Annotated in this window: 19 protein-coding genes and 1 tRNA gene; 12 read left to right on the forward strand and 8 right to left on the reverse strand. The window is 71.9% G+C overall.

The genetic code is table 11. The features are described 5' to 3' along the window. Positions 1-499: 499 nt before the first annotated feature. The gene (locus U5911_RS09835; RefSeq protein ID WP_336036860.1) at positions 500-2137 is read right to left on the reverse strand and encodes a helix-turn-helix transcriptional regulator; all 1638 of its coding nucleotides are present in this window, start codon (positions 2135-2137) and stop codon (positions 500-502) included. 304 nt (positions 2138-2441) lie between these two features. After that, the gene (locus U5911_RS09840) at positions 2442-3062 is read right to left on the reverse strand and encodes a DUF7344 domain-containing protein (RefSeq protein WP_336036861.1); all 621 of its coding nucleotides are present in this window, start codon (positions 3060-3062) and stop codon (positions 2442-2444) included. A gap of 691 nt (positions 3063-3753) precedes the next feature. Here U5911_RS09840 and U5911_RS09845 point away from each other — a divergent pair. The 4 genes from U5911_RS09845 to U5911_RS09860 all read left to right on the forward strand — a co-directional run bounded on the left by U5911_RS09845 (position 3754) and on the right by U5911_RS09860 (position 7211). Continuing rightward, positions 3754-4821 carry a DUF1616 domain-containing protein gene (locus U5911_RS09845; protein ID WP_336036862.1) on the forward strand — a complete coding sequence of 356 codons (1068 nt, stop codon included), beginning with the start codon at positions 3754-3756 and terminating at the stop codon, positions 4819-4821. Positions 4822-4823: 2 nt separating this feature from the next. Beyond that, positions 4824-5423 carry a metal-dependent hydrolase gene (locus tag U5911_RS09850; RefSeq protein WP_336036863.1) on the forward strand — a complete coding sequence of 200 codons (600 nt, stop codon included), beginning with the start codon at positions 4824-4826 and terminating at the stop codon, positions 5421-5423. A gap of 205 nt (positions 5424-5628) precedes the next feature. Further along, positions 5629-6456: an LpxD N-terminal domain-containing protein gene (locus U5911_RS09855; protein WP_336036864.1), complete on the forward strand. Its 828-nt coding sequence runs from the start codon at positions 5629-5631 to the stop codon at positions 6454-6456. Next, positions 6453-7211, forward strand: coding sequence for a polysaccharide deacetylase family protein (locus U5911_RS09860; protein ID WP_336036865.1), 759 nt, complete (start codon positions 6453-6455; stop codon positions 7209-7211). The genes U5911_RS09855 and U5911_RS09860 overlap by 4 nt, the downstream gene beginning before the upstream one ends. Before the next feature lie 64 nt (positions 7212-7275). Here the strand turns inward: U5911_RS09860 and U5911_RS09865 are convergent, their stop codons facing one another. The 3 genes from U5911_RS09865 to U5911_RS09875 form a co-directional block, all read right to left on the reverse strand. Further along, positions 7276-8271, reverse strand: a complete 996-nt coding sequence (locus tag U5911_RS09865; protein ID WP_336036866.1) for a glycosyltransferase family 2 protein — start codon at positions 8269-8271, stop codon at positions 7276-7278. 198 nt (positions 8272-8469) lie between these two features. Next, the gene (locus U5911_RS09870; RefSeq protein WP_418771533.1) at positions 8470-8847 is read right to left on the reverse strand and encodes a PadR family transcriptional regulator; all 378 of its coding nucleotides are present in this window, start codon (positions 8845-8847) and stop codon (positions 8470-8472) included. Between the two features lie 119 nt (positions 8848-8966). After that, positions 8967-10238, reverse strand: coding sequence for a polysaccharide deacetylase family protein (locus U5911_RS09875; RefSeq protein ID WP_336036867.1), 1272 nt, complete (start codon positions 10236-10238; stop codon positions 8967-8969). Positions 10239-10440: 202 nt separating this feature from the next. On the opposite strand from U5911_RS09875, the gene U5911_RS09880 reads away from it, so the two are divergent. Next, positions 10441-12609, forward strand: coding sequence for a right-handed parallel beta-helix repeat-containing protein (locus U5911_RS09880; RefSeq protein ID WP_336036868.1), 2169 nt, complete (start codon positions 10441-10443; stop codon positions 12607-12609). Positions 12610-12669: 60 nt separating this feature from the next. On the opposite strand, the gene glmM is transcribed toward U5911_RS09880, so the two are convergent. Together glmM and U5911_RS09890 are read right to left on the reverse strand one after the other, a co-directional pair. Then, positions 12670-13992, reverse strand: coding sequence for a phosphoglucosamine mutase (gene glmM / locus U5911_RS09885; RefSeq protein WP_336036869.1), 1323 nt, complete (start codon positions 13990-13992; stop codon positions 12670-12672). 517 nt (positions 13993-14509) lie between these two features. Beyond that, a tRNA-Ala gene (locus tag U5911_RS09890) sits at positions 14510-14581 on the reverse strand. Positions 14582-14832: 251 nt separating this feature from the next. Here U5911_RS09890 and U5911_RS09895 point away from each other — a divergent pair. From U5911_RS09895 to U5911_RS09910, 4 genes are read left to right on the forward strand one after another with little or no spacing between them, the layout of a single operon-like run. Continuing rightward, entirely contained in the window at positions 14833-15297 is a 465-nt protein-coding gene (locus tag U5911_RS09895; RefSeq protein WP_336036870.1) for a 30S ribosomal protein S15, read from the forward strand. Then, on the forward strand, positions 15298-16368 hold the full coding sequence (locus U5911_RS09900) for a hypothetical protein (RefSeq protein WP_336036871.1): 1071 nt from the start codon (positions 15298-15300) through the stop codon (positions 16366-16368). It abuts the gene before it with no gap. Then, positions 16365-16604 (forward strand): KEOPS complex subunit Pcc1, encoded by a 240-nt coding sequence (locus U5911_RS09905; RefSeq protein ID WP_336036872.1) that lies wholly within the window; start codon positions 16365-16367, stop codon positions 16602-16604. Before U5911_RS09900 ends, U5911_RS09905 begins: the two co-directional genes overlap by 4 nt. Further along, entirely contained in the window at positions 16601-17224 is a 624-nt protein-coding gene (locus U5911_RS09910) for a 30S ribosomal protein S3ae (RefSeq protein WP_336036873.1), read from the forward strand. Before U5911_RS09905 ends, U5911_RS09910 begins: the two co-directional genes overlap by 4 nt. 115 nt (positions 17225-17339) lie before the next feature. Here the strand turns inward: U5911_RS09910 and U5911_RS09915 are convergent, their stop codons facing one another. Continuing rightward, positions 17340-17789, reverse strand: coding sequence for a plastocyanin/azurin family copper-binding protein (locus U5911_RS09915; protein WP_336036874.1), 450 nt, complete (start codon positions 17787-17789; stop codon positions 17340-17342). Between the two features lie 145 nt (positions 17790-17934). Between U5911_RS09915 and U5911_RS09920 the strand changes: the two genes are divergently transcribed. The 3 genes from U5911_RS09920 (at position 17935) to U5911_RS09930 (ending at position 21650) form a co-directional block, all read left to right on the forward strand. Then, the gene (locus U5911_RS09920) at positions 17935-18624 is read left to right on the forward strand and encodes a protein sorting system archaetidylserine synthase (RefSeq protein WP_336036875.1); all 690 of its coding nucleotides are present in this window, start codon (positions 17935-17937) and stop codon (positions 18622-18624) included. Positions 18625-18647: 23 nt separating this feature from the next. Further along, positions 18648-19937 (forward strand): HEAT repeat domain-containing protein, encoded by a 1290-nt coding sequence (locus tag U5911_RS09925; protein ID WP_336036876.1) that lies wholly within the window; start codon positions 18648-18650, stop codon positions 19935-19937. Between the two features lie 129 nt (positions 19938-20066). Beyond that, positions 20067-21650, forward strand: a complete 1584-nt coding sequence (locus U5911_RS09930; RefSeq protein WP_336036877.1) for a phospholipase D-like domain-containing protein — start codon at positions 20067-20069, stop codon at positions 21648-21650.

A 21650-nucleotide genomic window follows, 5' to 3' on the forward strand; every position in this document is an offset into this window, starting at 1 on the left:
GCGGACGGGATTGGAACTCGTTGCGTCGTTCATTGTTGTGTCCTCCCGCAGCGTGGCCCTGGCCGGGCGGTCGATGCGGGTTCGATTCCGTACAACCGCCGGACACTCCATTACTATATTCAGTGTAATTCCCGGATAGAGAGGAGTTAGCGCGCGTGCCCGGAGCGCACCGCCTCGCAGCGGCCGGTTCGCGGGTTCGCCGACCCCGAGCCCTGGCTTACAGAGGGGGTAACGGACGGCTCGGCGACGAACCGGCGCGCGGAAGAACCCGTCGCCGCCCCCACTCGTGTGCTTGGCCGCCAGGGAGGCCGTCGCGCCGTTCGGGCGCCGTCGGCGGGTATCCGCGCTACGAGTCCGCCGTCGCGAGGCCGCCCGTCGCGGCGGCGAAACGGAACGCAACGGAATCGCGCTCGGGTTCGAGCACCGCTCCACGACGCGGCCGGTCCTGCTACGGCAGAGAAGGCGCCACTCGCGGCGGCGACTCGCCGGCCGCGGCCGGTCAGCCGCCCTCGTCGGTCCCCGTCCCGTCCTGGCCGTCGCCGCCCGTCGACCCAGCGTCGTTCTCGGGGGCGACCGCCCGACGGTCGCCGTGCGGCGGTCCCGCCTGCCCGTCGTCCACCGCCGAACTCGGTTCGTCGCCGTGCAGGGTGACGATGTTCTCGCGGCCGATGGTCACCCTGCTCACCAGGTCCTCCTCTTCCATGGCCGAGAGCTTCCGGCTGACCTTCGACGCCGACCAGTCGGTCGCCTCGACCACCTCGCTCTGCCGGACCCGGCCGCCGTTGTCCCGCAGGATCGACAGCACCGTCTCGTGGTCCGGGTCCATCGGCCGTTCGGGGGCCCCGTCCCAGCTGTCCGCCGGCTGGACGACCGGCTCGTGGGCCTGGTCGGGCGTCCCCTCCGGCTCCTGCTCTCGCTCCGGCGACGAGTCCGCCCCGTCGCCGGCCCCCGCGTTCGTCGTCCGGGACGGCCGCGGCACCGCGAGCGGGACGGCGTCCGTCGTCTGCCACTCGACGTCCAGGCCGTCCACGCGGCGTCCGGCGAACAGTCCGACGACGACCACCGAGACGAGGACGCCGGTCACGAGCGTGAACGGCGTCGTCCCGCTCGTCGGGTCGGTGCCGAGGAGCGCGACCTCGGTCCCGTCGCTCAGGCCGTCGCCGTCCGTGTCCGCGTCCGTCGGGTCCGTCCCCGCCTCCAGTTCGTGCGCGTCGTCGAGGCCGTCGCCGTCCGTGTCCGCGTCCAGCGGGTCCGTGCCGACCTCGAGTTCGCGGCCGTCGTCGAGACCGTCGCCGTCCGTGTCCGCGTCCGTCGGATTCGTCCCGACCTCGAGTTCACGCGCGTCGTCGAGGCCGTCGCCGTCCGTGTCCGCGTCCAGCGGGTCCGTGCCGAGCTCGCGCTCACGGCCGTCCTGGAGCCCGTCGTCGTCCGAGTCGGGGTCCATCGGGTCCGTCCCCACCTCGAGTTCCTGTTCGTCCCGGAGGCCGTCGTCGTCCGTGTCGGGGTCTGTCGGGTCGGTGCCGTACGTGCGGACTTCGACGCCGTCCTCGAGGCCGTCCTGGTCGGTGTCCGCGGACAGCACGCTCGTGTTCATGTCGAGCTCGCGGCTGTTCGAGAGCGAGTCGCCGTCGTAGCTCTCGTTGCGCTCGAGGACGACCACCTCCCGGCTGTGCGAGGCGAGCGCGTCCTCGGCGTCCTCGCTGGCCTTGACCGCCACGGTGAGGTTCTGGGGGCCCTTCGCGGAGGACGGCCAGCTCGACTGCTCGAAGGTCACGACCGTCTGGTTCTCCGGGTCGCCGAGGTGGACGTCCGTGCAGGTCTCGGTCGTCCCGTCGCCGGTCCACGCACACACCGCGTAGCTGGAGCGGTCCGGCGGCTGGTAGGTGACCGTCATCTCGAAGGACTCGCCGGTCCAGAGGACGCGCTGGCCGTCGCTCGTCCGGTCGGCCGCCTCGCCGGCGAACGACACGTTCTCGACGGTGGCGTTCGAGGACTGCCCGCTCTCCACGGTGGCGTTCGAGGACTGCCCGCTCTCCACGGTGGCGTTCGAGGACTGCCACTGGCTGCCCGAGACGCCGCGCTGCTCGGATGCGGGGCTCGCGGCGACCGGCGCGCCGGCGAGAACCGGCAGCGTCACGACTAGGACCGCGACGAGGAGGGAGTACGACCGAGCCGGACCGGGTACCGCGTGCTCCATCGGGGGTTGCGTAGTCTCTGCTCCCGATTTTCATATAGGTGTTGTGGCCAATTCGCCGAAGCCCGACCGGCCGGCTCCAGCGCCCCCGATTTCCGACAGTAGCGGAGCTACGGGCGGCACCCCGTCGCTTGCAACGGTCTGCAAACGTGTCGAACTGTCGGGTCAAACATACTGCGTGGCCGGATGAGGGACGCGCGACGCGCTACTGGCGGACGCGTCGAGCGGTCGGACCGGAGCTGACTCGCTAGAACGGGAGCGGGATCTCCGACGTGGCGCCGAAGACCGTGTGCGCGAACGTGACGGTCGCGAACGTGACCAGCATCAGCGACGCGAGCAGGATGTTCGGGAGGGCGGAGACGACCGGGACGTTGAACACCGCCGCGAGGAAGAACCCGCTCGTGACGCCGGTCGCGCCCAGGTACGCGTCGATCCAGTCGTCGCCGCCGTCGACCGCCTCGTCGGCCGTCTCGTCCGCGGCCGGCTCGCTCGGCGGCGCCGTCGCGGACTCGTCGTCCTCGAGGGTGAGGTAGCGCTCGAGCTGGTCGGCGACGGGCGTCCGCTTGACCGTCCCGCGGCTCTGGTCGTACTCGATGACGCCCTCGTCGTCGAGCTTCGGGAGGTGGTTCTGGTACAGCGGGATGTACACGCGCTGGCGCTCGTCGGAGTCGAGTGCCGCGACGGAGGTGTCGTGCTCCCACGCCGCGACCTGCTCCGCGATGTCCCGCATGCTCACGGTCTCGTCCGTCCCGCGAAGGTACCGGATAACGGCGCGCCGTCGGCGGTTCTGTAGCAGGTGGAACACCTTGTCGTCCGAGAGCCGCTGTTCGGACGCGAGGTCTACGTCGATCGAGGCTGTCGGAGCCATGGCCGTCGAATCGTTTCCGCTCATCGTACCTCCAGGCCAGGCCCGGCGAGTAGATAAAGGGGAACACCCATTGCAGATCGTTTCGCACTCTTTCGCCCCCGTACAACCGTTGTAAACCGTTAACCGGGATTAACCGGAATTGCCGAAACCGGCGTTCTCGGCGTCGAACGACGGTTTCTCCGTCTCCCAACAGTTCGACGGGAGCGTTCGGCGCGCTCTGGCCGCGGCGAGCGACGCTTACCTCGGAAGTAAAAATTTTAGCAGACCTGTTAGCGAACACGCGGACCGTTCACACACCACAGTGGAGCGGGCAGAACCGGCGCAGAAACCACCGCTGGCCCCACTCAAACCGTCGAACAGGGCGTTTCGGCGGTATCGCCGGCTGGCGGCACGGCAGCGGGTCCGCGACGAGGCGCGCAGCGCCACCACGACCGACCGCGTGTCCGGCGGCCCCTCGACGAACCCGGCCCTGAGACGCTCCGACGCGTCGAGGAGGCGGTCGCCGGGCCTGGCCAACGCGTCGACGGAGCGGTCTCGGCGCTGGCGGTCCGTTTCGGGCGCACGAGCGGCCTCCGGACCAGTTCTCGCGCGCCGGTCGGTCACGCGTCGGCCCGCCAGTCCCCGCCGACTCCACCGACGCCGGCCCGCTATGAGGTTTGTACTTTTCTGCCGGAGGGCCGAACCCCCGACGATGGCAACCCAGAACGTCCGGTGGCTGCTCGACCTCGTCCTCGGGACGGCCTACGCTGTTCTCGTCCCAGTCGCGGTGCTCGCGCTCGGCGCCGCGGGCGGGGTCCGTGCGGCGCTGGCACTCCCGTTCGTCCTGTTCGTCCCCGGGTACGCCTTCCTCGCGGCGGTCTACCCGGCGCGGTGGTCCGGGTCGACGGCCGGGGGCGTCGAGTCCGACCCGGTCGGCGGCCAGGCCGGCCACGACCTCGGCGGCAACACCGGCCTCGACGGCATCGCGCCCGGCGAGCGATTGCTCCTCTCGGTCGTCGCGAGCGCCGCGCTCGTGGCGCTGCTCGCGCTCGTCGTGAACTTCTCGCCGTTCGGCGTCCGGTCCGCGTCGGTGTACGTCGCGGTGAGCGCGTTCACCGTCGCGTGCTTCGCGGTGGCGCTCGTGCGCCGGGCCGGGAAGCCGACCGACCGGCGGAGCGGCGTCCCGGTCCGCGGCGCCCTCAACGAGGTCGCCGGGCAGTTCACGGTCCACTCCTCGGCGCTGCTCGCCGCCGAGGACGGACGGCCGACGTCGCGGCGGGAGGTCGCGCTCAACCTCCTCGTCGCCGTCGCCGTCCTCTCCGTTGTCGCCGGCGCGGCGTTCGCGTACGCGGCGCCCACCGGGGACCAGCAGTTCACCGAGTTCTACCTCGTCGGGGAGAACGAGACCGGCGAGTACACGGTGAACGCGGTGCCGTCGTCGCTGGACGCCGGCGAACAGCGCACCGTCTCCCCGACGGTGACCAACCAGGAGGACACCGCCCGCGAGTACACGGTCGTCGCGGAGCTCCAGCGGGTGTCGCGCGGCGACGGCGAGGTCTCCGTGCAGGCGACCCATCGCCTCGACACGATGACGACCGAGGCCGCACCCGGCGAGACCGCGCGGGTCGACCACCAGGTCGGGCCCCTCGACGGCGGGTCCGACTACCGCGTCGTCTACCTGTTGTACGTCGGCGACCCGCCCCAGAACCCGTCCCGCGAGAACGCCCACCGGTCCGTCAGGCTCTGGCTCGACGTCCCCGACGGCGGGGGCGGGAGCTGACGATGTGGCCGTGGGGGCACCTCGCGTTCGGCTACCTGGTGTACTCGCTGGCTTCACGGGCGACCTTCCGCGAGGCGCCGACGGGCGGGCCGACACTCCTGCTCGCGGTCGCCTCACAGCTCCCGGACCTCGTCGACAAGCCCCTGTCGTGGACGTTCGGCGTGTTCGTGACCGGGTACGGGGCGGGCCACTCGGTGTTCGTCGCGGTCCCGGTCGTCGCCGCGGCCGCGGCGCTCGCCCGCAGGACCGGCCGCGAGCGCTGGGGGCTCGCGTTCTGCGTGGGGTACGCGGCCCACCTGGCCGGTGACGTCCTCCTCGAGAGCGCCATCGAGCGGGAGGCGTCCTACGACATGGTGCTGTGGCCGGTCGCGGAGTTCTCGGGCTACGCGGTCGACAGGGGGTTCTTCGGGCGGTTCTCGGCGTACCTCGTGTCGTTCGCGGCGGACGTCCTCAGCGGGGAGGCGACGTTCTACCTCGCGCTCTACGTGGTGCTGTTCACGTCCGTGTTCGCCCTCTGGCTCTACGACGGCCTCCCCGTGGCGCGCGAGGCGGCGCGCTGGCTGGCGGACCGCCGGGCCGCGGGACGCCGCGACCGGCCCTGACCGCGCACGCGACGCCGACCGCCCTCGAGCGGGCCGCTCCCGACCGACTGCCGGCCGACGAGCCGACCGTCGACGGGAACGGAAGCGACGAATTAGGGCCGTTCAGGCGCTTACAAGACCTATAAGTAAGTCTCCGGGGCGTCGAGTGGCGACCGGAACAGATGCCCCGACACACGGAGCGGAGACGGCGAGCACCGCGGTCGCCATGACGGTCGCCGCGAGCACGGTCGCGTCCTTCCTGGACGCGGCCCACACTGGACCGGACGCGGTCGTCTCGGACGTCGACGCGCTGGACGAGGCGGACGGCGACGACATGGCGTTCTGCGTGTACGAGAATCCCGAGTACGTGCGGGCGTCGTCGGCGGGCGTGGTCGTCTGCCCGGAGTCGCTGCCCGAACTCGAGGACCGGGCGCTCGTGCGGTCGCCCGACCCGAAACTCGACTTCGCTCGCGCCGCCGAGGAGTTCTTCGACGACGGCCGGACGGAGACCGGCGTCCACCCGACCGCGAGCGTCGCCGACGGCGCGACGGTCGGCGCGGACTGTTACGTCGGCCCGAACGCCGTCGTCGGCGAGTCGGTGCGGCTCGGCGACCGCGTCCGCGTGCAGGCGGGCGCAGTCGTCGGCACGCCCGGGTTCGGGTACGTCCGCGAGGACGACGACAGCCTGCTGCGGCAGTACCACGGCGGCGAGGTCGTCCTCGAGGACGACGTGACCGTCGGCCCGAACGCGTCCATCGACCGCGCGGTCTTCGGTGAGACGCGGGTCCGGCGCGGCGCGAAACTCAGCGGAAACGTCCACCTCGCCCACCAGACCGAGATCGGCGAGGACGTCACCGTCGCCTGCGGCTGCGGGTTCGCCGGCGGCGCGACCGTCGGCGCGCGCGCGACGGTCCACCCGCAGGTCAGCGTCGCGACGGACGTCGAGGTCGGCGCCGACGCCGAACTCGGGATGCACGCGACCGTGCTCGACGACGTCCCCGAGGGCGCGCTCGTCGTCGGGTCGCCGGCGGAACCCGTCGGGGGGGAGTCATGACGGAAGCGGTCGCCGACGCCGTCGAGTTCACGTTCGACTGGTACGGGTCGTTCCTCGACGACCTCCGGGACGCCGGCTACCGGTTCCGGACGTACGACCAGCCCGTCGAGGACGGCGACGTGCTCCTCCGTCACGACGTCGACTGGTCGCCCCGGAACGCCCTCGAGATGGCGCGCATGGAGGCCGACCGCGGCGTCACCGCGACGTACTTCTTCCTCGTGACGTCGCCGCTGTACAACCCCCACCACAGGCCGGTGCGGCTGCTCGTCCGGGAGCTCGAGGAGCTCGGCCACGACGTCGGCCTGCACTTCAGCACCCACCAGCACTTCGCTGGCGAGCCGACCGACGACGAGCTCGTCGACCGCGTCCGGGACGAGCAGACCGCGCTCGCGCAGGTCTGCGAGGACCCGGCGAACGCCGTCTCCTTCCACCGGCCACCGGAGTGGGTGTTCCGGGAGAGCTACGAGGGCTTCACGAGCACCTACGAGCGGCGGTTCTTCGAGGAGATCGACTACCACGGCGACTCGAACCAGCGCTGGCGGGGCGACCACCCCCTCGCCGGCGGCCGCGCCGCGAAGATGCAGGTGCTCGTCCACCCCGGGCTCTGGGGGGACGAGGACGCCAGCTTCGTCGAGCGCCTCCGCGAGCACACGAACTCCCGGCTCGACCGGACGGCGCGGTTCCTCGACGAGCAGTTCGTCGAGAAGCAGTACAACATCGACGAGTACTGCGAGCACGTCCGGGTCGACAGCTGACTCACCACGTCCGAATTGGCGAGTGAGCCGCGGCGGCCGGCGGACGACCGTCGCACCCCGACGGTCAGCGGTCGTACTTCTGGACGGTCATCCCGCGGTTCTCCTCGCGGTCGAGCACCATGCCGGCGACTAGCCCGAACACGCCGACGGCGCCGAGCGTCAGCGACTCGACGACGCCCGGGCCGTCCTCGCCGACGGCGCGAGCCAGCAGCGACGCGGCGCCGCCGCCGGCCGCCAGCGCGCCCGCCACGTAGAACAGGGGCAGCGGGTGGAACTCCTCGCCGAGGTACTTCTCGCGCAGCCGCCACAGGAAGTTCCCGAGCAGGAGCGCGGACACCTTCGGGACGTACGTCCGGTAGTCGATGTGGCTCTCCTCGTCCTCGTAGACCGCGCGCCGCGAGACGTCCGCGACGGTCACGCCCGCCGCGTTCAGCCGCGCGAGGAGGTCGTTGCAGTAGCCGTAGTCCTCGTACATCTCCTCGATCTCGACGGCGTCCAGCGCGTCCCGAGAGATGGCCGTCGACCCGTTCTGGGGGTCCATCATCCGCCAGTAGCCACTGGAGACCTTCGTGAGGACGGTCAGCGCGAAGTTCCCGACCTGCCGGAACCGCGGCATGTCCTCGCGGTCCTCGTCGAGCAGGCGGTTGCCCTTCGCGTAGCCGGCCTCGCCGTCGACGACCGGCTGGAGGATGCGCTCGAGGATGTCCGGCTCCGTCTGGCCGTCGCCGCTGACGACCAGCGTCACGTCCACGTCGTCCTCGAGCGCCGCCAGGTAGCCGGTCTTGATGGCGCCGCCGACGCCCCGGTTCTCGTCGTGCTGTATCGGGACGACGCGGGGCTCGAGTTCGACGCCGCCGTCCGTGACGGGGACCTCCGCCCGCTCGGACTCGTTGACGCGCTCGGCGTGTCGCTTGATCTCCGCCCAGGTGCCGTCGGTGCTGGCGTCGTCGACGACGTACGCGCGGTCGACGAACTCGGGGAGAGTCTCGACGACGTCGCCGACGAACCCCTCCTCGTTGTACGCCGGTATCACGGCCGCGATGGAGTTGCCCTCGTACATGTCACTCGGTGCGCCACCCTTCGACCCGCCCGGCCGTTATTATAGGTCGAGTAAGCCAGCCGGTCGGCCAGCGGCGAAGGCACGCTCGCGAGCGTGCCTCGGTTCGGCCAGTCGGCGGGGGGCGGCGAGGTCTCGCCGTGCGCGTGCCTCAGTTCGGCCAGTCGGCGGGGGGCGGCGAGGTCTCGCCGTGCGCGTGCCTCAGTTCGGTCGGTCCGACGTCGGCCCGTCGGACGCCGGCCAGTCGGCCTCGGCGAGTGCGGGGTCGACGCGCTCGCACTGCCAGCGCACGAGCGCCGAGAGCACGCCGCGGCCCCGCTCGGTGGCCGAGTAGTCGTTCGTGCGGCCGTCCCGGACCTCCTTCCGGACGAGGCCGTTCCGCTGTAACTCGTCGAGGTTCGGGTAGAGCTGGCCGGGGAGGACCGTCTCGCCGGTCGCCTCCTCGAGTTCGGCTTTCAGCTCCTGGCCGCTCGCGGCGCCGCGGCCCGCGACGACGAACAGCAAATCGCGCTGGAAGCTCGTGAGGTCCAGCAGCAGCTGTTCGTCGACGTCGGCGGATGGAAGCCCTGCGTCTCGCATGTCGGTGGTGTCGTAGCGGCTCCGCGCTGATAATGGGGGAAGACGGTTTCGGCGTTTACAACGCTGCTAAACGGCGGTCCGTGCGGACCGACCGCGGCGGCGCGGTGGGCCGCGGTCGGTCAGGCGTCCCCGGAGACGCTCGCGCGGAGGCCGGTGTGGATCTGCTCCGGAGTGACGACGGACAGCGAGCTGTCCTCGAGGTACGCGACGAACTCCTCGAACTGGCCGGGCGTGACGGCCAGCCCCTCGCCGCTCTTGGTGATGTCGTGGAACGTGAACAGCTCCAGGTCGTTGTAGAGCTGGCCGAGGTCCACCATCCGCTTGGCGACCTCGATGTCGCTGGCGTCCCCCCGGGAGACGGTCATCTCCTGGGTGACGCGGCCGGACCCGACGCTGCGGGTGCCCATGTAGCGGAACGCGAGGTCGTGGTGGTTCTGCGCGAAGTTCGTCACGGCCTCGCTGAAGCCGCCGTAGGGGTAGACGAGCCAGCGCGACCCGCTCTCGAAGCCCTGGTCGACGAGCCACTCCTTCGCGTTCACGATCTCCTGTTCGGCGGTCAGCCGGGAGATGTCCTCGAGGTTCGTGTGCGTGCTCGTGTGCGAGCAGACCTCCCAGCCGTTCGAGGAGAGCTCGCCGAGCTGGTCGAGGGTGAGGTAGCCGTCGTCGCCGACGCTGCTCGTCACGGTCGAGACCGTCGCCGGCATGTCGCGCTCGGAGAGCGCGTCGTAGGCCTCCGTGTACGTCGACTCCAGGCTGTCGTCGAAGAACAGCACCGCGTACCCCTGGTCGGGGGACGGGACGCGCCGGAGGTCGTCGACCCAGAACTTCGTGTCGCGGCCGCCGCCGCGCACGCGCACCTCGATCTCCTGGACGTTCTCGAGCTCCGGGAGGCCGGCGACGTCGCGGGCGCCGACGTCCAGGCGGAACCAGTCGCCGCTGGACTCCTGTCTGACGCCCTCGCCGAGCGCGAGCTGGTTGTCCTCGTCCGGCGCCCGCAGCAGGGTCTGGACGACCGCGTTCCCCGAGGACTCCATGCGGAACGCCAGCGAGAGGTTCTCCGCGGAGAGGTCGAGGTCGACGCTCCGGGTCAGCCGCACCGGCCCCTCGCCGCGTTCGAGGCGCGCGGACTGCGAGCCCGCGTACTTCGTTGAATCGTCGGCGTGCACCGACCCGCCCTCGACGCTCCACTTCGAGAGGTCCTCGAAGTCGTCGAGCACCTGCGTGTCGGCGACCTGTGGCTTCTCGTTCGTGGTCGACTGGGTGGTCTCGGTCGAGTTCGCGGACGTCTGCGTCTGCGTCCGGGTCTGGTTCTGCGTGGTGGACGGGGACGAAGCGGAACTGGAGCAGCCGGCGACGCCGATCATCCCGGCGGTCGCGAGGCTCCCGAGCATCGCTCGTCGCGTTCGTTTCTCATCTCGCGTCATCGCTACCCGACTGGACGTCTCAGAACCGCTTTACTATCGTTGAGCTAAACGAGCGAGCGGGTTCGGCCCCCGGAAACGGTCGGTTTCCCCGCAGAACGCCGGCCCAGCGTGGCCGCGACGGCCGCTTAACAGATGTATAGTAAACCGCACTCCGCTGTGGGCGTCACGTATGCCGAACGACCTGTCAATGCTCCGGCGGGAGGTACTGGAACTCGGCGGTTCGATGGCCGCGTTCAGCGGGTGTCTCTCCTCGAAGAACTCGACGTCCGAGGCGACGTCGACGAGCGTCGAGGAGTCCGCGAACGTCGGCGACGTCGACGGCTTCGACGGCAGCGTGGTCAAGACGGACCACCTGGTCACCGACTCCCGGAGCGCGGACGTCGTCGTCTGGAAGGACGACGATGGGACCGTGTACGCGGACGGGGAGGACGAGGTGCTCGCGAGCGGCGACGAGTTCAGCGCCGTCGTGCAGGCCGCCGTCGACGCCGGCGCCTCGAAGATCGCCGTCAAGGACGGCCACTACGTGGCGACCGACCCCGTCGACCTCAACTCCGACACCATCGTCGCCGGCATGGGGACCGGCACGACGGTCGAGGTCGCCGGCACCGCGGCGTTCTGGCTCGAGGGCGAGAAGACGGCGTCCTCGCGGCTGACGGCCGACGCGACGACGGACGACAGCACCGTCTCGGTCGCGGACGCGTCGCCGTTCGCGGCGGACGAGCTCGTGCTCGTGACCACGGACCGCCGGACGGACTACCGCGACCAGCCGTACGGCGAGATCCGTCGCATCACGGCCGTCGACGAGTCCAACGGGGAGATCGAGCTCACGTCCGGCGGCCTCTTCGACACGTACCGGACCGACAACGACGCGGAGGCGGTCGCCATCGACCCCGTCTCGAACGTCACCGTCCGCGACATGGAACTGGTCGGCGCGGACCAGCAGGCCTACCGGTACGGCGTCCACGCCAAGTACAGCGAGCGCGTCCTGGTGGACGACGTCTACATCCACGGCGTCAGCCACTCCGGGGTCCGGTACGCGTCGACGGTGTACTCCGCCGTCGAGAACTGCCAGATCCACGACGTGGCGTACGAGGCCGGCGGCGTCGGCTACGGCGTCGCGCTCAGCGACGCGGTGCGGAACGTCCGCGTCCGGAACAACGTCCTCCACCACGCGCGCAACCACTGCACCGCCGTCGGCGGGTCCGGCGAGGACGGCCTCCCGCGGCTGCTGACCTTCCAGTCCAACGAGTACTACGAGAACGACGCCGACGTCCACTTCGGCGGCGTCGTCCAGTTCCGGGACAACCGCTTCGTGAACGGGAAGGGCGGCATCATCTCGGGGGCGAACACGACGTACGTCTCGGACTGCGAGTTCCGGAACCTCGAGGAGGCGGCCATCCGGAACCGCGGCGACCCCGACGAGCTCGTCGTCGTCGACTCCCAGTTCACGGACATCGACGAGATGGCGCTGAACCTCTACAGCAACCCCTCGCGGATGTCGAAGGTCACCGTCGCCGCCAACGACTTCACGGACGTCGACGGGAACGTCGTCCGGTTCCGGGTCGCCGACGGCGGCACCTGCGAGTTCTTCGGCGTCACGGAGAACGTCGTCAACGGCTGCGGGTCGAGCGCGTTCAACCTCGACGAGATCGGCGACTCGCGCATCGGCCAGACGAACTTCGTGGGCAACCACTTCGAGGACGTCGCCGACTTCGCGATCAGCACCAGCGGAATCTCCGGGCCGGCGCGGCTGATCGGGAACACGTTCGCGGACGTCGACGGCTCGTACGTGGTCATCGCGGGCGGGTCGAACGTCCTGTTCTCGAACAACGACCTCGACAACTACGCGAACCGCGGGCTGCTCGTCCGGGACCCCGGCCTGGTGGCGGGGAACGCGTTCAACCGCGGCGACGACAACGCCGTCCTCGTCTACGAGGCCGAGGACGTCCTCGTCACGCACAACAAGTTCGAGCGGACCAGCCGGGACGACCTCTACGAGGTCGGGGCGACGGACTGCAAGTTCGTCCAGAACGACGTGAACACGGAGGTCGACGTGTCCAGCGACGAGAACGTCGTCCGGAACAACTATGGCTACCGGACGGAGGACACCGGCACGTACACGGCCAGCGGGGACGGCGGCCGGACGTTCGACATCCCCCACGACCTCGCCGAGGACGCCGTGGTCGCGAACGTGTGGGCGGAGAGCGCGGCCGCCGCCGGCTCGTTCTACGTCTCCGGGAAGGACAGCGACGCAATCACGGTGACCTACGAGAGCGCGCCGCCCTCGGGCAGCGACAACCTCACCTGGGGGTACGAGGCGAACACGCACACGAACTGACGCCAGCGAGGGACGGCCCGCAGCGAATCGGCGCGAGCGGGAGGCAGTCCAGCAGCCCCGTCAGCCGTCCGCTCGGGCGCGCTCGACGAGCCGCCGGGCGTCCCGGAACCGCTCGTCGACCGTCTGCTCGTCCCGCGCCTCCGCGGTCACGCGGACCAGCGGCTGCGTGCCGCTCGCGCGCACGAGGAACCACCCGTCGTCGAACGCGACTCGCACGCCGTCCATCCGCTCGACGTCGCCGTACTCCTCGGCGACCGCGGACGCGACGCGGTCGACGACGGCGTCCTTCTCGTCGGTCTCGACGCTGTCGCGACGCAGCGGATACTCCCCCAGGTCCGCGCGCAGCGCCGACAGCGGCCCGCGCTCGGCGACCAGCCCGGCGACCCGTGCGGCCGCGAGCGGGCCGTCCGGACACAGCGTCTCGTCGGGCCAGATCCACGCGCCGCTGGGCTCGCCGCCGAACGCGACGCCCGGCTCGCTCGCGCGCTCCGCGACGAACACGTCGCCGACGCGCGTCCGTGTCACGGTCGCGCCGACCCCGTCGAGGACGTCGTCGACGAGCAGGCTCGTGTTCAGCGGCACGGCGACCTCGTCGCCGTCGCCCGCGGCGTCCCGCGCGAACAGCGCGAGGAGTTCGTCCCCGGGGACGAACTCGCCGTCGTCGTCGACCGCCATCAACCGGTCGGCGTCCCCGTCGTGGGCGACCCCGAGGTCGTGGTCGGTCGCCGCGACGTACTCGCGGAGGGACGCGAGCGCCTCGGCGGTCGGCTCGCTCGGCCGCGACGGGAACCGGCCGTCCGGGCGGGCGTTCAGCGACGTGACCGAACACCCGAGGTCGTCGAGCACGCGCGCGGTCACCTGCCCCGCGCCGTTCCCGACGTCGACGGCGACCGAGCAGTCGTCGACGGCCGGCACCGCGTCCAGCACCGCCGCGGCGTGGCGGTCCGCGGCGTCCCCGCGCTCGGTCCGCTCGCCGGCCGCCCGCCACGACGCGAGGTCGAACTCGCGCTCGCGGACGCGGCGGCTCACCGCCGCCCGCTGGCGCTCGTCGAACGCCTGCCCGCTCGTGGTCCAGAGCTTGAAGCCGTTGTCCGCGGGCGGATTGTGGGAGGCGGTGACGACGACGCCCGCGTCCGCGTCGAGGCCGCCCACGGCGCGCGCGACAGTCGGTGTGGCCTCGACGCCGACGTCGACGACGTCCGCGCCGCACTCGCGGAGCCCGGTCGCGACGCCGTCGAGGAGGAACGCGCCCGTCTCGCGCGTGTCGCGCCCGACGACCACGCGCCCGTAGCCCTCGGACGCGACCGCGCGCCCGACCGCCACTGCGAGTTCGCCAGTGACCCGTTCGCCGACTCTGCCCCGGATGCCGCTCGTCCCGAACATGCACCAGCGTCGGGCCGCGACGGCCTTGGTTATGCAGCAGCCAATCGGGGCGGCCGCCGGCGCGCACGCGCCCCCAGTCCGGCCACCAGCCGACAGGACGGCCGCTTAGACACCCTATAGTGAATACGGTTCCCGCCGACGGCACACACGGCGGCGCGCCGGACGCGACCGGCGGCCGCTGGAACGCTCCGCTGACCCGCGTCCGTGCCGGGCACGGCCGGACCAGGCGAGGAGGCGACGGCACGGACGCGCGGTCTGCTGACCGTCGTTGACGGACTCGCTCGGCTTTCCGGCACCCGCCCGGACTGCCACACCCCCGTCCCCCACCCTCTCCGTTTTCCCGACCCGACGAACGCGGACTGGAGCGCGCTTCCGTCGGCGGCTGGACGACCGGGGCCGGGCCAGCGGCCGAGCGGCGGCGCTCCCGACCACGGCGGAGAACTGCGAGCGCACTCGCCGGGATTCCCGCAAAAAACGAGCGGGACGTCGGCGAGGGACCGAGACGAAGTGCGTCGAGTGGACTCGCCGGGATTTGAACCCGGGGCCTCTCCCATGCCAAGGGAGTGATCTACCACTGATCTACGAGCCCGCGAGCGCACTCTGACGTTGCCCGGGGTCGTTGATAAACCCCGCGATTCGCTGGCAGGCGCACCCCCTCGAATGGAAACGTTTTACCCCCGCGAGCGTCTTCGCGGGGACAGGGAACAACACGGCCGCAGGTCTGACTCGCCGCGCGACTCGCCGACGTCGACTCGACGCCGGCCGGCGCGGCTTGGGACTGCGGTAGTGTCCCGGTACCCTCGGGTGCCGGCAGCGTTTCGTGTAGTTCCAATCCGAACAATGGCACGAATGCACACGCGCCGCCGCGGGTCCTCCGGCTCGGAGCGCCCGGCGGCAGACGAACCACCGGAGTGGAGCGACGTAGACGAGGACGCCATCGAGCAGCGAGTCGTGGAGCTCGCCGAGCAGGGGTACGACCCCTCCCAGATCGGCCTGAAGCTGCGCGACGAGGGCGTGCAGGGGACGCCGGTCCCGGACGTGAAGCTGGCGACCGGCAAGAAGGTCACGGAGATCCTCGAGGACAACGACGCCGGCCCGGAGCTCCCCGAGGACTTCCGGAACCTCCTCGAGAAGGCCGTGCGGCTGCACGAGCACGTCGAGGCGAACGGCCAGGACCACCAGAACAAGCGCGCGCTCCAGAACACGCAGTCGAAGATCCGCCGGCTCGCGGACTACTACCGCGGCGACGAGCTCGACGAGGACTTCACGTACTCCTACGAGACGGCGAAAGAGCTCCTCGAATAGATGGCGACGACGGGGCGCACTGCACGGGCGGGCGAGCGCGACGTCGCGGCGGTGCTGGCCGACGCGGAGTTCCTCCGCGTCGCGGCGGCGCCGACCGGCGGGAGCCTCGCCGCCGCGGCGACGCTCGCGGCGGCCTGCGACGAGCGCGGCGTGCCGTTCCAGGTGCGCGTGGCTCGCGGCGCGCGAGCGCTCGCGGCAAAGCCCGGTGACGCGTCCCTCGTGACCGTCGGCGTCGACGCGCCGGACGCGGACGCGGCCCTCGGTGCGGACGCGCCGTCCGAGGCCTACGAGGCGGCCGTGGCGACGGGAGCGGACCCCGACCCCGTGGCGGCGTTCGCGGGCGCGCTCGCGGACGGCCGCCAGCCCGCCAGCGACGTCCGGGAGGCCGCGGACCTGACGCGGCGTCCCGGCGTCGGCGTCCCGACCGCGGACCTCGCGGCGGGGCTCGCGCACTCGACGCGCTTGCACGCGTCGTTCTCCGGGGACGAGCAGGCGGCGGGCGCGCTGCTGGCCGAACTCGACCTCCCCGCGGAGCTCGACGAGGGCGCGCGCCGCCGGCTGGCGTCCGCCGTGGCGCTGGCGGCGACAGACGGCGGCGGCGAGCGCGCCGCCGAGCGCGTCGCGGACGTGCTGCGGCCGCACGCGACCCCCGACGGCGCGTTCGCGACCGTCGAGGGGTACGCCGACGTGCTCGCGGCGCTGGCGTGGGACGCCCCCGGGCTCGGGGTCGGGCTCGCGCTCGGCCGCGTCGACAGCCAGGCGGCCGTCGAGGCGTGGCGGGGCCACGCCGCGGCCGCGCACCGCACGGTGCGGCGCGCGGACCCCTCGCGGTACAGCGGCCTCGAGGTCGTGGACTGCGGGGACGCTCACGCGACCGTCGCGCGGCTCGTCCGCGACTACCGCGCCCGGCAGCCGGCCGTGCTCGCGGTCGGCGGCGGCGTCGCCGCGCTCGCGACGACCGACGCGGACGCCGGGAGCGCCCTGCCAGCGTCCGCCGGCACCGGCTCGCTGGCGGTCGCGGAGACCGACCAGGACGACGACGTCGTCGAGACCGTGCGGGGTGCGCTATGAGGCGCGAAGCGACCGTCCGCACGGCCGTCGACGACCCGGAGCGGGTCGCTGCCGCGGTCCGCCCCGACAACACGCCAGAGATGGAGACGCGCACGGACGGGGACGCCGTCGTCACGCGCATCGAGCGCGACGACACCGGCGGCCTCCAGTCCACCGTCGACGACTACGTCGTCAACCTCACGGTGGCAGTCGAAGTCGCACAGCACGCCAACCGACACACCACACAGCAACCATGAGCGAACGTTCCGTATCCAAGCAGAGCCAGGAGAAGCGGTGGTACACCGTGCTCGCGCCGGAGGAGTTCGACCGGCAGGAGCTCGGGGAGACCCCCGCTGACGAACCCGAACAGGTCTACGACCGAACCATCGAGACGACCCTCGACGAGCTCGTCGACGGCGGCGAGAACAACGTCAAGCTCACCTTCCAGGTGACGGACGTCGGCAGCGACACCGCGTCCACGGAGTTCGTGAAGCACGAACTCACGCGGGACTACAAGCGCAGTCTCGTGCGCCGCGGCTCCTCGAAGATCGAGGCGACCGTCACGGTCCTCACGACCGACGACTACCGCGTGAAGGTCCAGCCGGTCGCGTACACGACCAAGCAGGCCGACCACAGCCAGCAGAAGGCCATCCGCCGCACGATGATCGACCTCGTCGAGGAGGCCGGCGAACAGCGCACGTTCGAGGCGCTCGTCGACTCCGTCATCGAGGGCCGGCTGTCCTCGGCCATCTACGGCGAGGCGAACACCATCTACCCGCTGCGCCGCGTGGAGGTCCAGAAGGCGACGCTGGAAGCCCACCCCGAGGAGGTCCACGAGGAAGAGGAGACGTCCGTGGACGCCGACGAAGACGTCTGACCCCTCGACGCGCCACCATCACTTTTCGCGACTGCAGCTACTGGAGTCGGCGGTCCGTCGCAACCGCGCCGCCGCGAGCAGCGGCTGCGTCGCGGCGCAGCGACGCGGAGCCGCGTCACTCGGTGACGACGACCTTCCCGAGCATGCCGGCGTCCTCGTGGGGGACACAGAAGTAGTAGTAGTCCCCGGCGACCTCGAAGGTGTGTTCGTACGTCTCGCCGGGCGCGAGGATGCCGCCGTCGCCGAGGCTTTTCTCCCAGGCCTCGCGGGCGGCCTGTTCGTCCTCGAAGCCGCCGGACGCGAAGTAGTCCGCGCCCTCGGGGACGCCGTCGTCGTAGGCGGTGACGGTGTGGTTCCGGGACCCGGAGTTCGCCCAGACCACGGTGTCGCCGACGCTGGCTTCGAAGGTCGGGACGTCCGTCCCGGACACGTCGGGGTCGGGGACGAAGGCGTTCGACTGCATGCCGACGTCGTACGCGGACTTCGACAGCGACGGCCCGATGCAGCCGGCCAGCGACGCGGCGGCGGCGACTGCGCCCGATGCGAGGAACGCCCGGCGTTGCATACTCGACTCTCGGTCGGTCGAGCATTTAGGCGGCTTGGTCCGGGCGTCGAATCGCCGCCGGCCGCGGGCTGCGTCGAACCGCGGCGGCCGCGCGGGCCAGTCGCGGATGTAAACACGTAAGGACGCCCGCCGGGATGCGTGGAACATGCAACCCCGCTTCGTCGCCCGGTTGGGCGTCGCGGACGCCGTCACGGCGGCGAACGCGACGCTGGGGTTCGTCGCGGTGGTGGCGGCGACGGTCGACGTGGCGCTGGCCGCGCGGCTGGTGTTGCTCGGCGCCATCGCGGACGGCCTCGACGGCCTGCTGGCGCGGCGCTACGGGGGGACGGCGGCGGGCGAGCACCTCGACTCGCTGGCCGACGTCGCGTCGTTCAGCGTCGCGCCGGCGTTCCTCGTGACCGTCATCGCGGGCGACGCGTGGGGCCTGGAGTCCACGCTTGGCGGCGTCGCGGTGGCCGTGAGCGCGGTGTTCGTCACGGCCGGCGTAGTCCGGCTCGGCCTCTACACGGCCTACGACACCGGGAACGACCACACCGAGGGCGTCCCGACGACGCTCGCCGCGACCCTGCTCGCCGCCGGCGTGCTGGCGGGCGTGACCGACCCGGGCGTCGTGGTCGGCGCGACGGCCGCGCTCACCGTGCTGATGGTGTCGCCGGTGACCTACCCCGACCTCCTGCCGCGGGACGCGCTCGCGATGGGCGTCGTGCAGGCCGCCGCGGTGCTGGTGCCGTCCGTCTTCTCGAGGGTGTTCCCGAAGGCGCTGCTGGCGTGGGCGCTGGCGTACCTCGCGCTCGCGCCGCGCCTGTACTGGCGGCCCGAAGGGAAACGCTCATAGGCGCGCTGGCGGAACGAACTGGTATGAGCGACGGGGACGAGGAACCCAACGACGAGGCCGACGAACCCGTGCCGGACGTCGACGCGGAGACGCTGCAGGAACGCCTCGACGACGCCGAAGCGGCCCTCGAGGACGCCGAGACCGAGGCCGACCTCGACGACGTCGAAACGACCCTGGACGGCGTCGAGTCCGATCTCGAAGCCGCCGACCTCCCGGAACCGGACGACGACGAGGAGGAGTCGCCCGCCGAGGAACTCGAGGCGCGGCTCTCGGACCTCCGGGACGGACTCGAGTCCCAGCGCGGCCCGTACGCCGAGGACGTCGTCGCCGCCGTCGAGGACGCCCAGTCCACCATCGAGTCGACGGAGTGGACCGACCAGGGCCTCGAGGAGCTCCGCGAGACCGTCTCGGCGTTCCTGGACGCGGCCGGCGACCCGCTCGGCGAGTCGTTCGTCGGGGGCGACGAGGCCGACACGGACGCGTTCGTCGACGAACTCGACGACGTGGTCGACGCGGTCGAGTACAACGACCTCGACCCGGACGAGGACGCCGACACCATCGCCGCGCTCGTCGAGGCGACCGACGACCTCGAGGCCGGCGTCGAGGACGCCCAGGAGTGGGACGACCTCTCCGTCCGCCAGAAGCTCCGCGCGGAGGGCTACTACGAGGTCATGGGCGAGAAGCACAAGGACTTCCCGCCGGAGTGGACGGCGCTCAAGGAGTGGGAGCAGCGCGGGAACGTCGAGATGATCCTGCTGTGCCTCGAGCACATGGGCGACTCCGAGTTCATGGAGCGCCACTGCCTCGAGGCCCTGAAGCGCGTCGCGAGCGAGGAGGCCCTCGAGGAGGTCGGCCAGCGCGCCGAACGCCGCGACACGAAGGCCATCGAGATCGTCGGGAAGATCGGCAGCGAGGACGGCCTCGAGCACGTCGTCGACTTCGTGGACGCGGACAGCAACCCGGACCTCCAGAAGACCGCGCTGAAGGCCGTTGGCGAGATCGGCAGCGAGGAGGCGACCCAGGACGTCGCCGACCAGCTGGTCGCCGACGACGACAGCGTGCGCAGCCGCGCCGCGCGCTCGCTGGGCCTCATCGGGGACACGCGCGCCATCGAGCCGCTCGCGGACGTCCTCGCCGAGGACGACGCCGACGAGGTGCGCGCGTCCGCGGCGTGGGCGCTCGTCCAGATCGGCACCGAGCGCGCGCTCGAGGCCGCCGCCGAGCACAGCGACGACCGCTCGTACATCGTCGAGACGGAGGCCCGGAAGGCCGTCGAGGCGCTCGACGGCGACGAGGCGGAAGCCGCCGCGTGAGCGGACCACTCGTCCCCCGCGCCGCCTAACCCGACCACTCGTTCTCGAGGACGCGTCACCGACTCACTCGTCTTCCGCGCCGCGTCCCCGTCCGTAGTTTGAAGTGCGGTGGCGCGGCCAGCCAGTGGCGTGCTCGTCCGCGTGCTGGTCGCCGTCGCGCTCGCGTCGGCCACCGTCGTCGGCGTCGCCCCGAACCCGGCCAGCGACGGCGACGCCGGCGAGTTCGTGGTCGTGCGCTTCGACGAGCCGACGGACACAACCGGCTGGACGATCGCGGACGACCACGGCGCCGCGGCGCTCCCGAACCGCACGCTCTCGGGGACCGTCGCGCTCTCGACGGACCCAGCCGCGGCGCGCAACCGGACCGACCACCGCGTCGTGGGGTTGTCCGGCGACCTCTCGCTGTCGAACGCCGGCGAGCGCGTCGAACTCCGCGACGGGAACCGGACGGTCGACGCGCTCGCGTACCCCGGCGCGCCGACCGCCGAATCCTGGGACGGCGACGCGTGGACGCCGCTGGGCGCCACCGACTTCGACGCGTTCACCGCGACCGACGCGGCCGTGACCGCGTTCGCGCTGCCGGACGCGCCCGGACCGCCGGTGGACGTCCTCGAGTCGGCGGACGACCGCCTCTACCTCGCCGGCTACACGTTCACGTCCGCCCGGGCGACGAGCGCGCTCGTGGACGCGGCCCGCCGCGGCGTCGACGTGCGCGTGCTCGTGGAGGGCGGCGTCGCCGGCGGCGCGCCCGAACCCGAGGCCGAGCGCCTGACCGCCCTCGACGCGGCGGGCGTCGAGGTCCGCGTCGTCGACGGCGAACGAGCGCGGTACAGCTTCCACCACGCGAAGTACGCCGTCGCGGACGACCGCGCGGTCGTGCTCTCGGAGAACTGGCAGCCGGGCGGCACCGGCGGCCACGGCAACCGCGGCTGGGGCGTCACCGTCGACGACGCCGGCGTCGCGGACCACCTCGCGGCCGTCTTCCGCGCGGACACCGGCTGGCCGGACGCGAGGCCGTGGCGGGCCGTCCGCGGGAACTTCACGACCGTCGACGGCGGCGCCGCGACCGCGGACTTCCCGACGCGGTTCCCCGCGACGGCCGCGAGTGCCGACCGGGTCCGCGTGCTACTCGCGCCGGAGAACGCCCGCCGCGGCGTCCGCGACCTCGTGGGGGCCGCCGACGAGTCGCTGCTCGTCGAACAGCCCCGCCTCGACCCGCGGGGCGCGTTCGCGAACTGGACCATCGACGCCGCGCGGCGCGGCGTCCGCGTGCGCGTGCTGCTGTCCGGGAAGTGGTACAACCGCGCGGAGAACCGGAACGCCACCGAGCGGCTGAACCGCGTCGCCGCCGCGGAGGACCTGGACCTCGAGGCCGAGCTCGTCGAGCCGCGGTCGCGCTTCGAGAAGATCCACGTGAAGGGCGCCGTCGTCGACGGCGAGCGCGCGCTCGTCGGCAGCCTGAACTGGAACGACCACGCGGCCACGGAGAACCGCGAGGTGGTCGTGGTGGTCGACGACGACGCCGTCGCCGGCTACTACGAGCGCGCGTTCCGGGCGGACTGGCGGGGCGGCGCGTGGCGGCTCCCGGTCGGACTCGCCGCCGTCGTCGCTACCGCCGGCCTCGCGGCTGGCTGGTGTGCGACGCGCATCGAGTTCGAGGCGGGACGCGACCGCGGGAGCGAGCCCGAGCCGCCGGACCGGGTCGGCCCGTGA

This window comes from Halobacterium yunchengense, from assembly GCF_037031165.1.
GTDB lineage: Archaea > Halobacteriota > Halobacteria > Halobacteriales > Halobacteriaceae > Halobacterium > Halobacterium yunchengense.

Bases quoted from the DNA above. Each gene is read 5' to 3' on its own strand.
- U5911_RS09840 (WP_336036861.1), bottom strand. From the start codon at position 3,062: ATGGCTCCGACAGCCTCGATCGACGTAGACCTCGCGTCCGAACAGCGG.
- U5911_RS09845 (WP_336036862.1), top strand. From the start codon at position 3,754: ATGGCAACCCAGAACGTCCGGTGGCTGCTCGACCTCGTCCTCGGGACG.
- U5911_RS09850 (WP_336036863.1), top strand. From the start codon at position 4,824: ATGTGGCCGTGGGGGCACCTCGCGTTCGGCTACCTGGTGTACTCGCTG.
- U5911_RS09855 (WP_336036864.1), top strand. From the start codon at position 5,629: ATGACGGTCGCCGCGAGCACGGTCGCGTCCTTCCTGGACGCGGCCCAC.
- U5911_RS09860 (WP_336036865.1), top strand. From the start codon at position 6,453: ATGACGGAAGCGGTCGCCGACGCCGTCGAGTTCACGTTCGACTGGTAC.
- U5911_RS09865 (WP_336036866.1), bottom strand. From the start codon at position 8,271: ATGTACGAGGGCAACTCCATCGCGGCCGTGATACCGGCGTACAACGAG.
- U5911_RS09870 (WP_418771533.1), bottom strand. From the start codon at position 8,847: ATGCGAGACGCAGGGCTTCCATCCGCCGACGTCGACGAACAGCTGCTG.
- U5911_RS09875 (WP_336036867.1), bottom strand. From the start codon at position 10,238: ATGCTCGGGAGCCTCGCGACCGCCGGGATGATCGGCGTCGCCGGCTGC.
- U5911_RS09880 (WP_336036868.1), top strand. From the start codon at position 10,441: ATGCCGAACGACCTGTCAATGCTCCGGCGGGAGGTACTGGAACTCGGC.
- glmM (WP_336036869.1), bottom strand. From the start codon at position 13,992: ATGTTCGGGACGAGCGGCATCCGGGGCAGAGTCGGCGAACGGGTCACT.
- U5911_RS09895 (WP_336036870.1), top strand. From the start codon at position 14,833: ATGGCACGAATGCACACGCGCCGCCGCGGGTCCTCCGGCTCGGAGCGC.
- U5911_RS09900 (WP_336036871.1), top strand. From the start codon at position 15,298: ATGGCGACGACGGGGCGCACTGCACGGGCGGGCGAGCGCGACGTCGCG.
- U5911_RS09905 (WP_336036872.1), top strand. From the start codon at position 16,365: ATGAGGCGCGAAGCGACCGTCCGCACGGCCGTCGACGACCCGGAGCGG.
- U5911_RS09910 (WP_336036873.1), top strand. From the start codon at position 16,601: ATGAGCGAACGTTCCGTATCCAAGCAGAGCCAGGAGAAGCGGTGGTAC.
- U5911_RS09915 (WP_336036874.1), bottom strand. From the start codon at position 17,789: ATGCAACGCCGGGCGTTCCTCGCATCGGGCGCAGTCGCCGCCGCCGCG.
- U5911_RS09920 (WP_336036875.1), top strand. From the start codon at position 17,935: ATGCAACCCCGCTTCGTCGCCCGGTTGGGCGTCGCGGACGCCGTCACG.
- U5911_RS09925 (WP_336036876.1), top strand. From the start codon at position 18,648: ATGAGCGACGGGGACGAGGAACCCAACGACGAGGCCGACGAACCCGTG.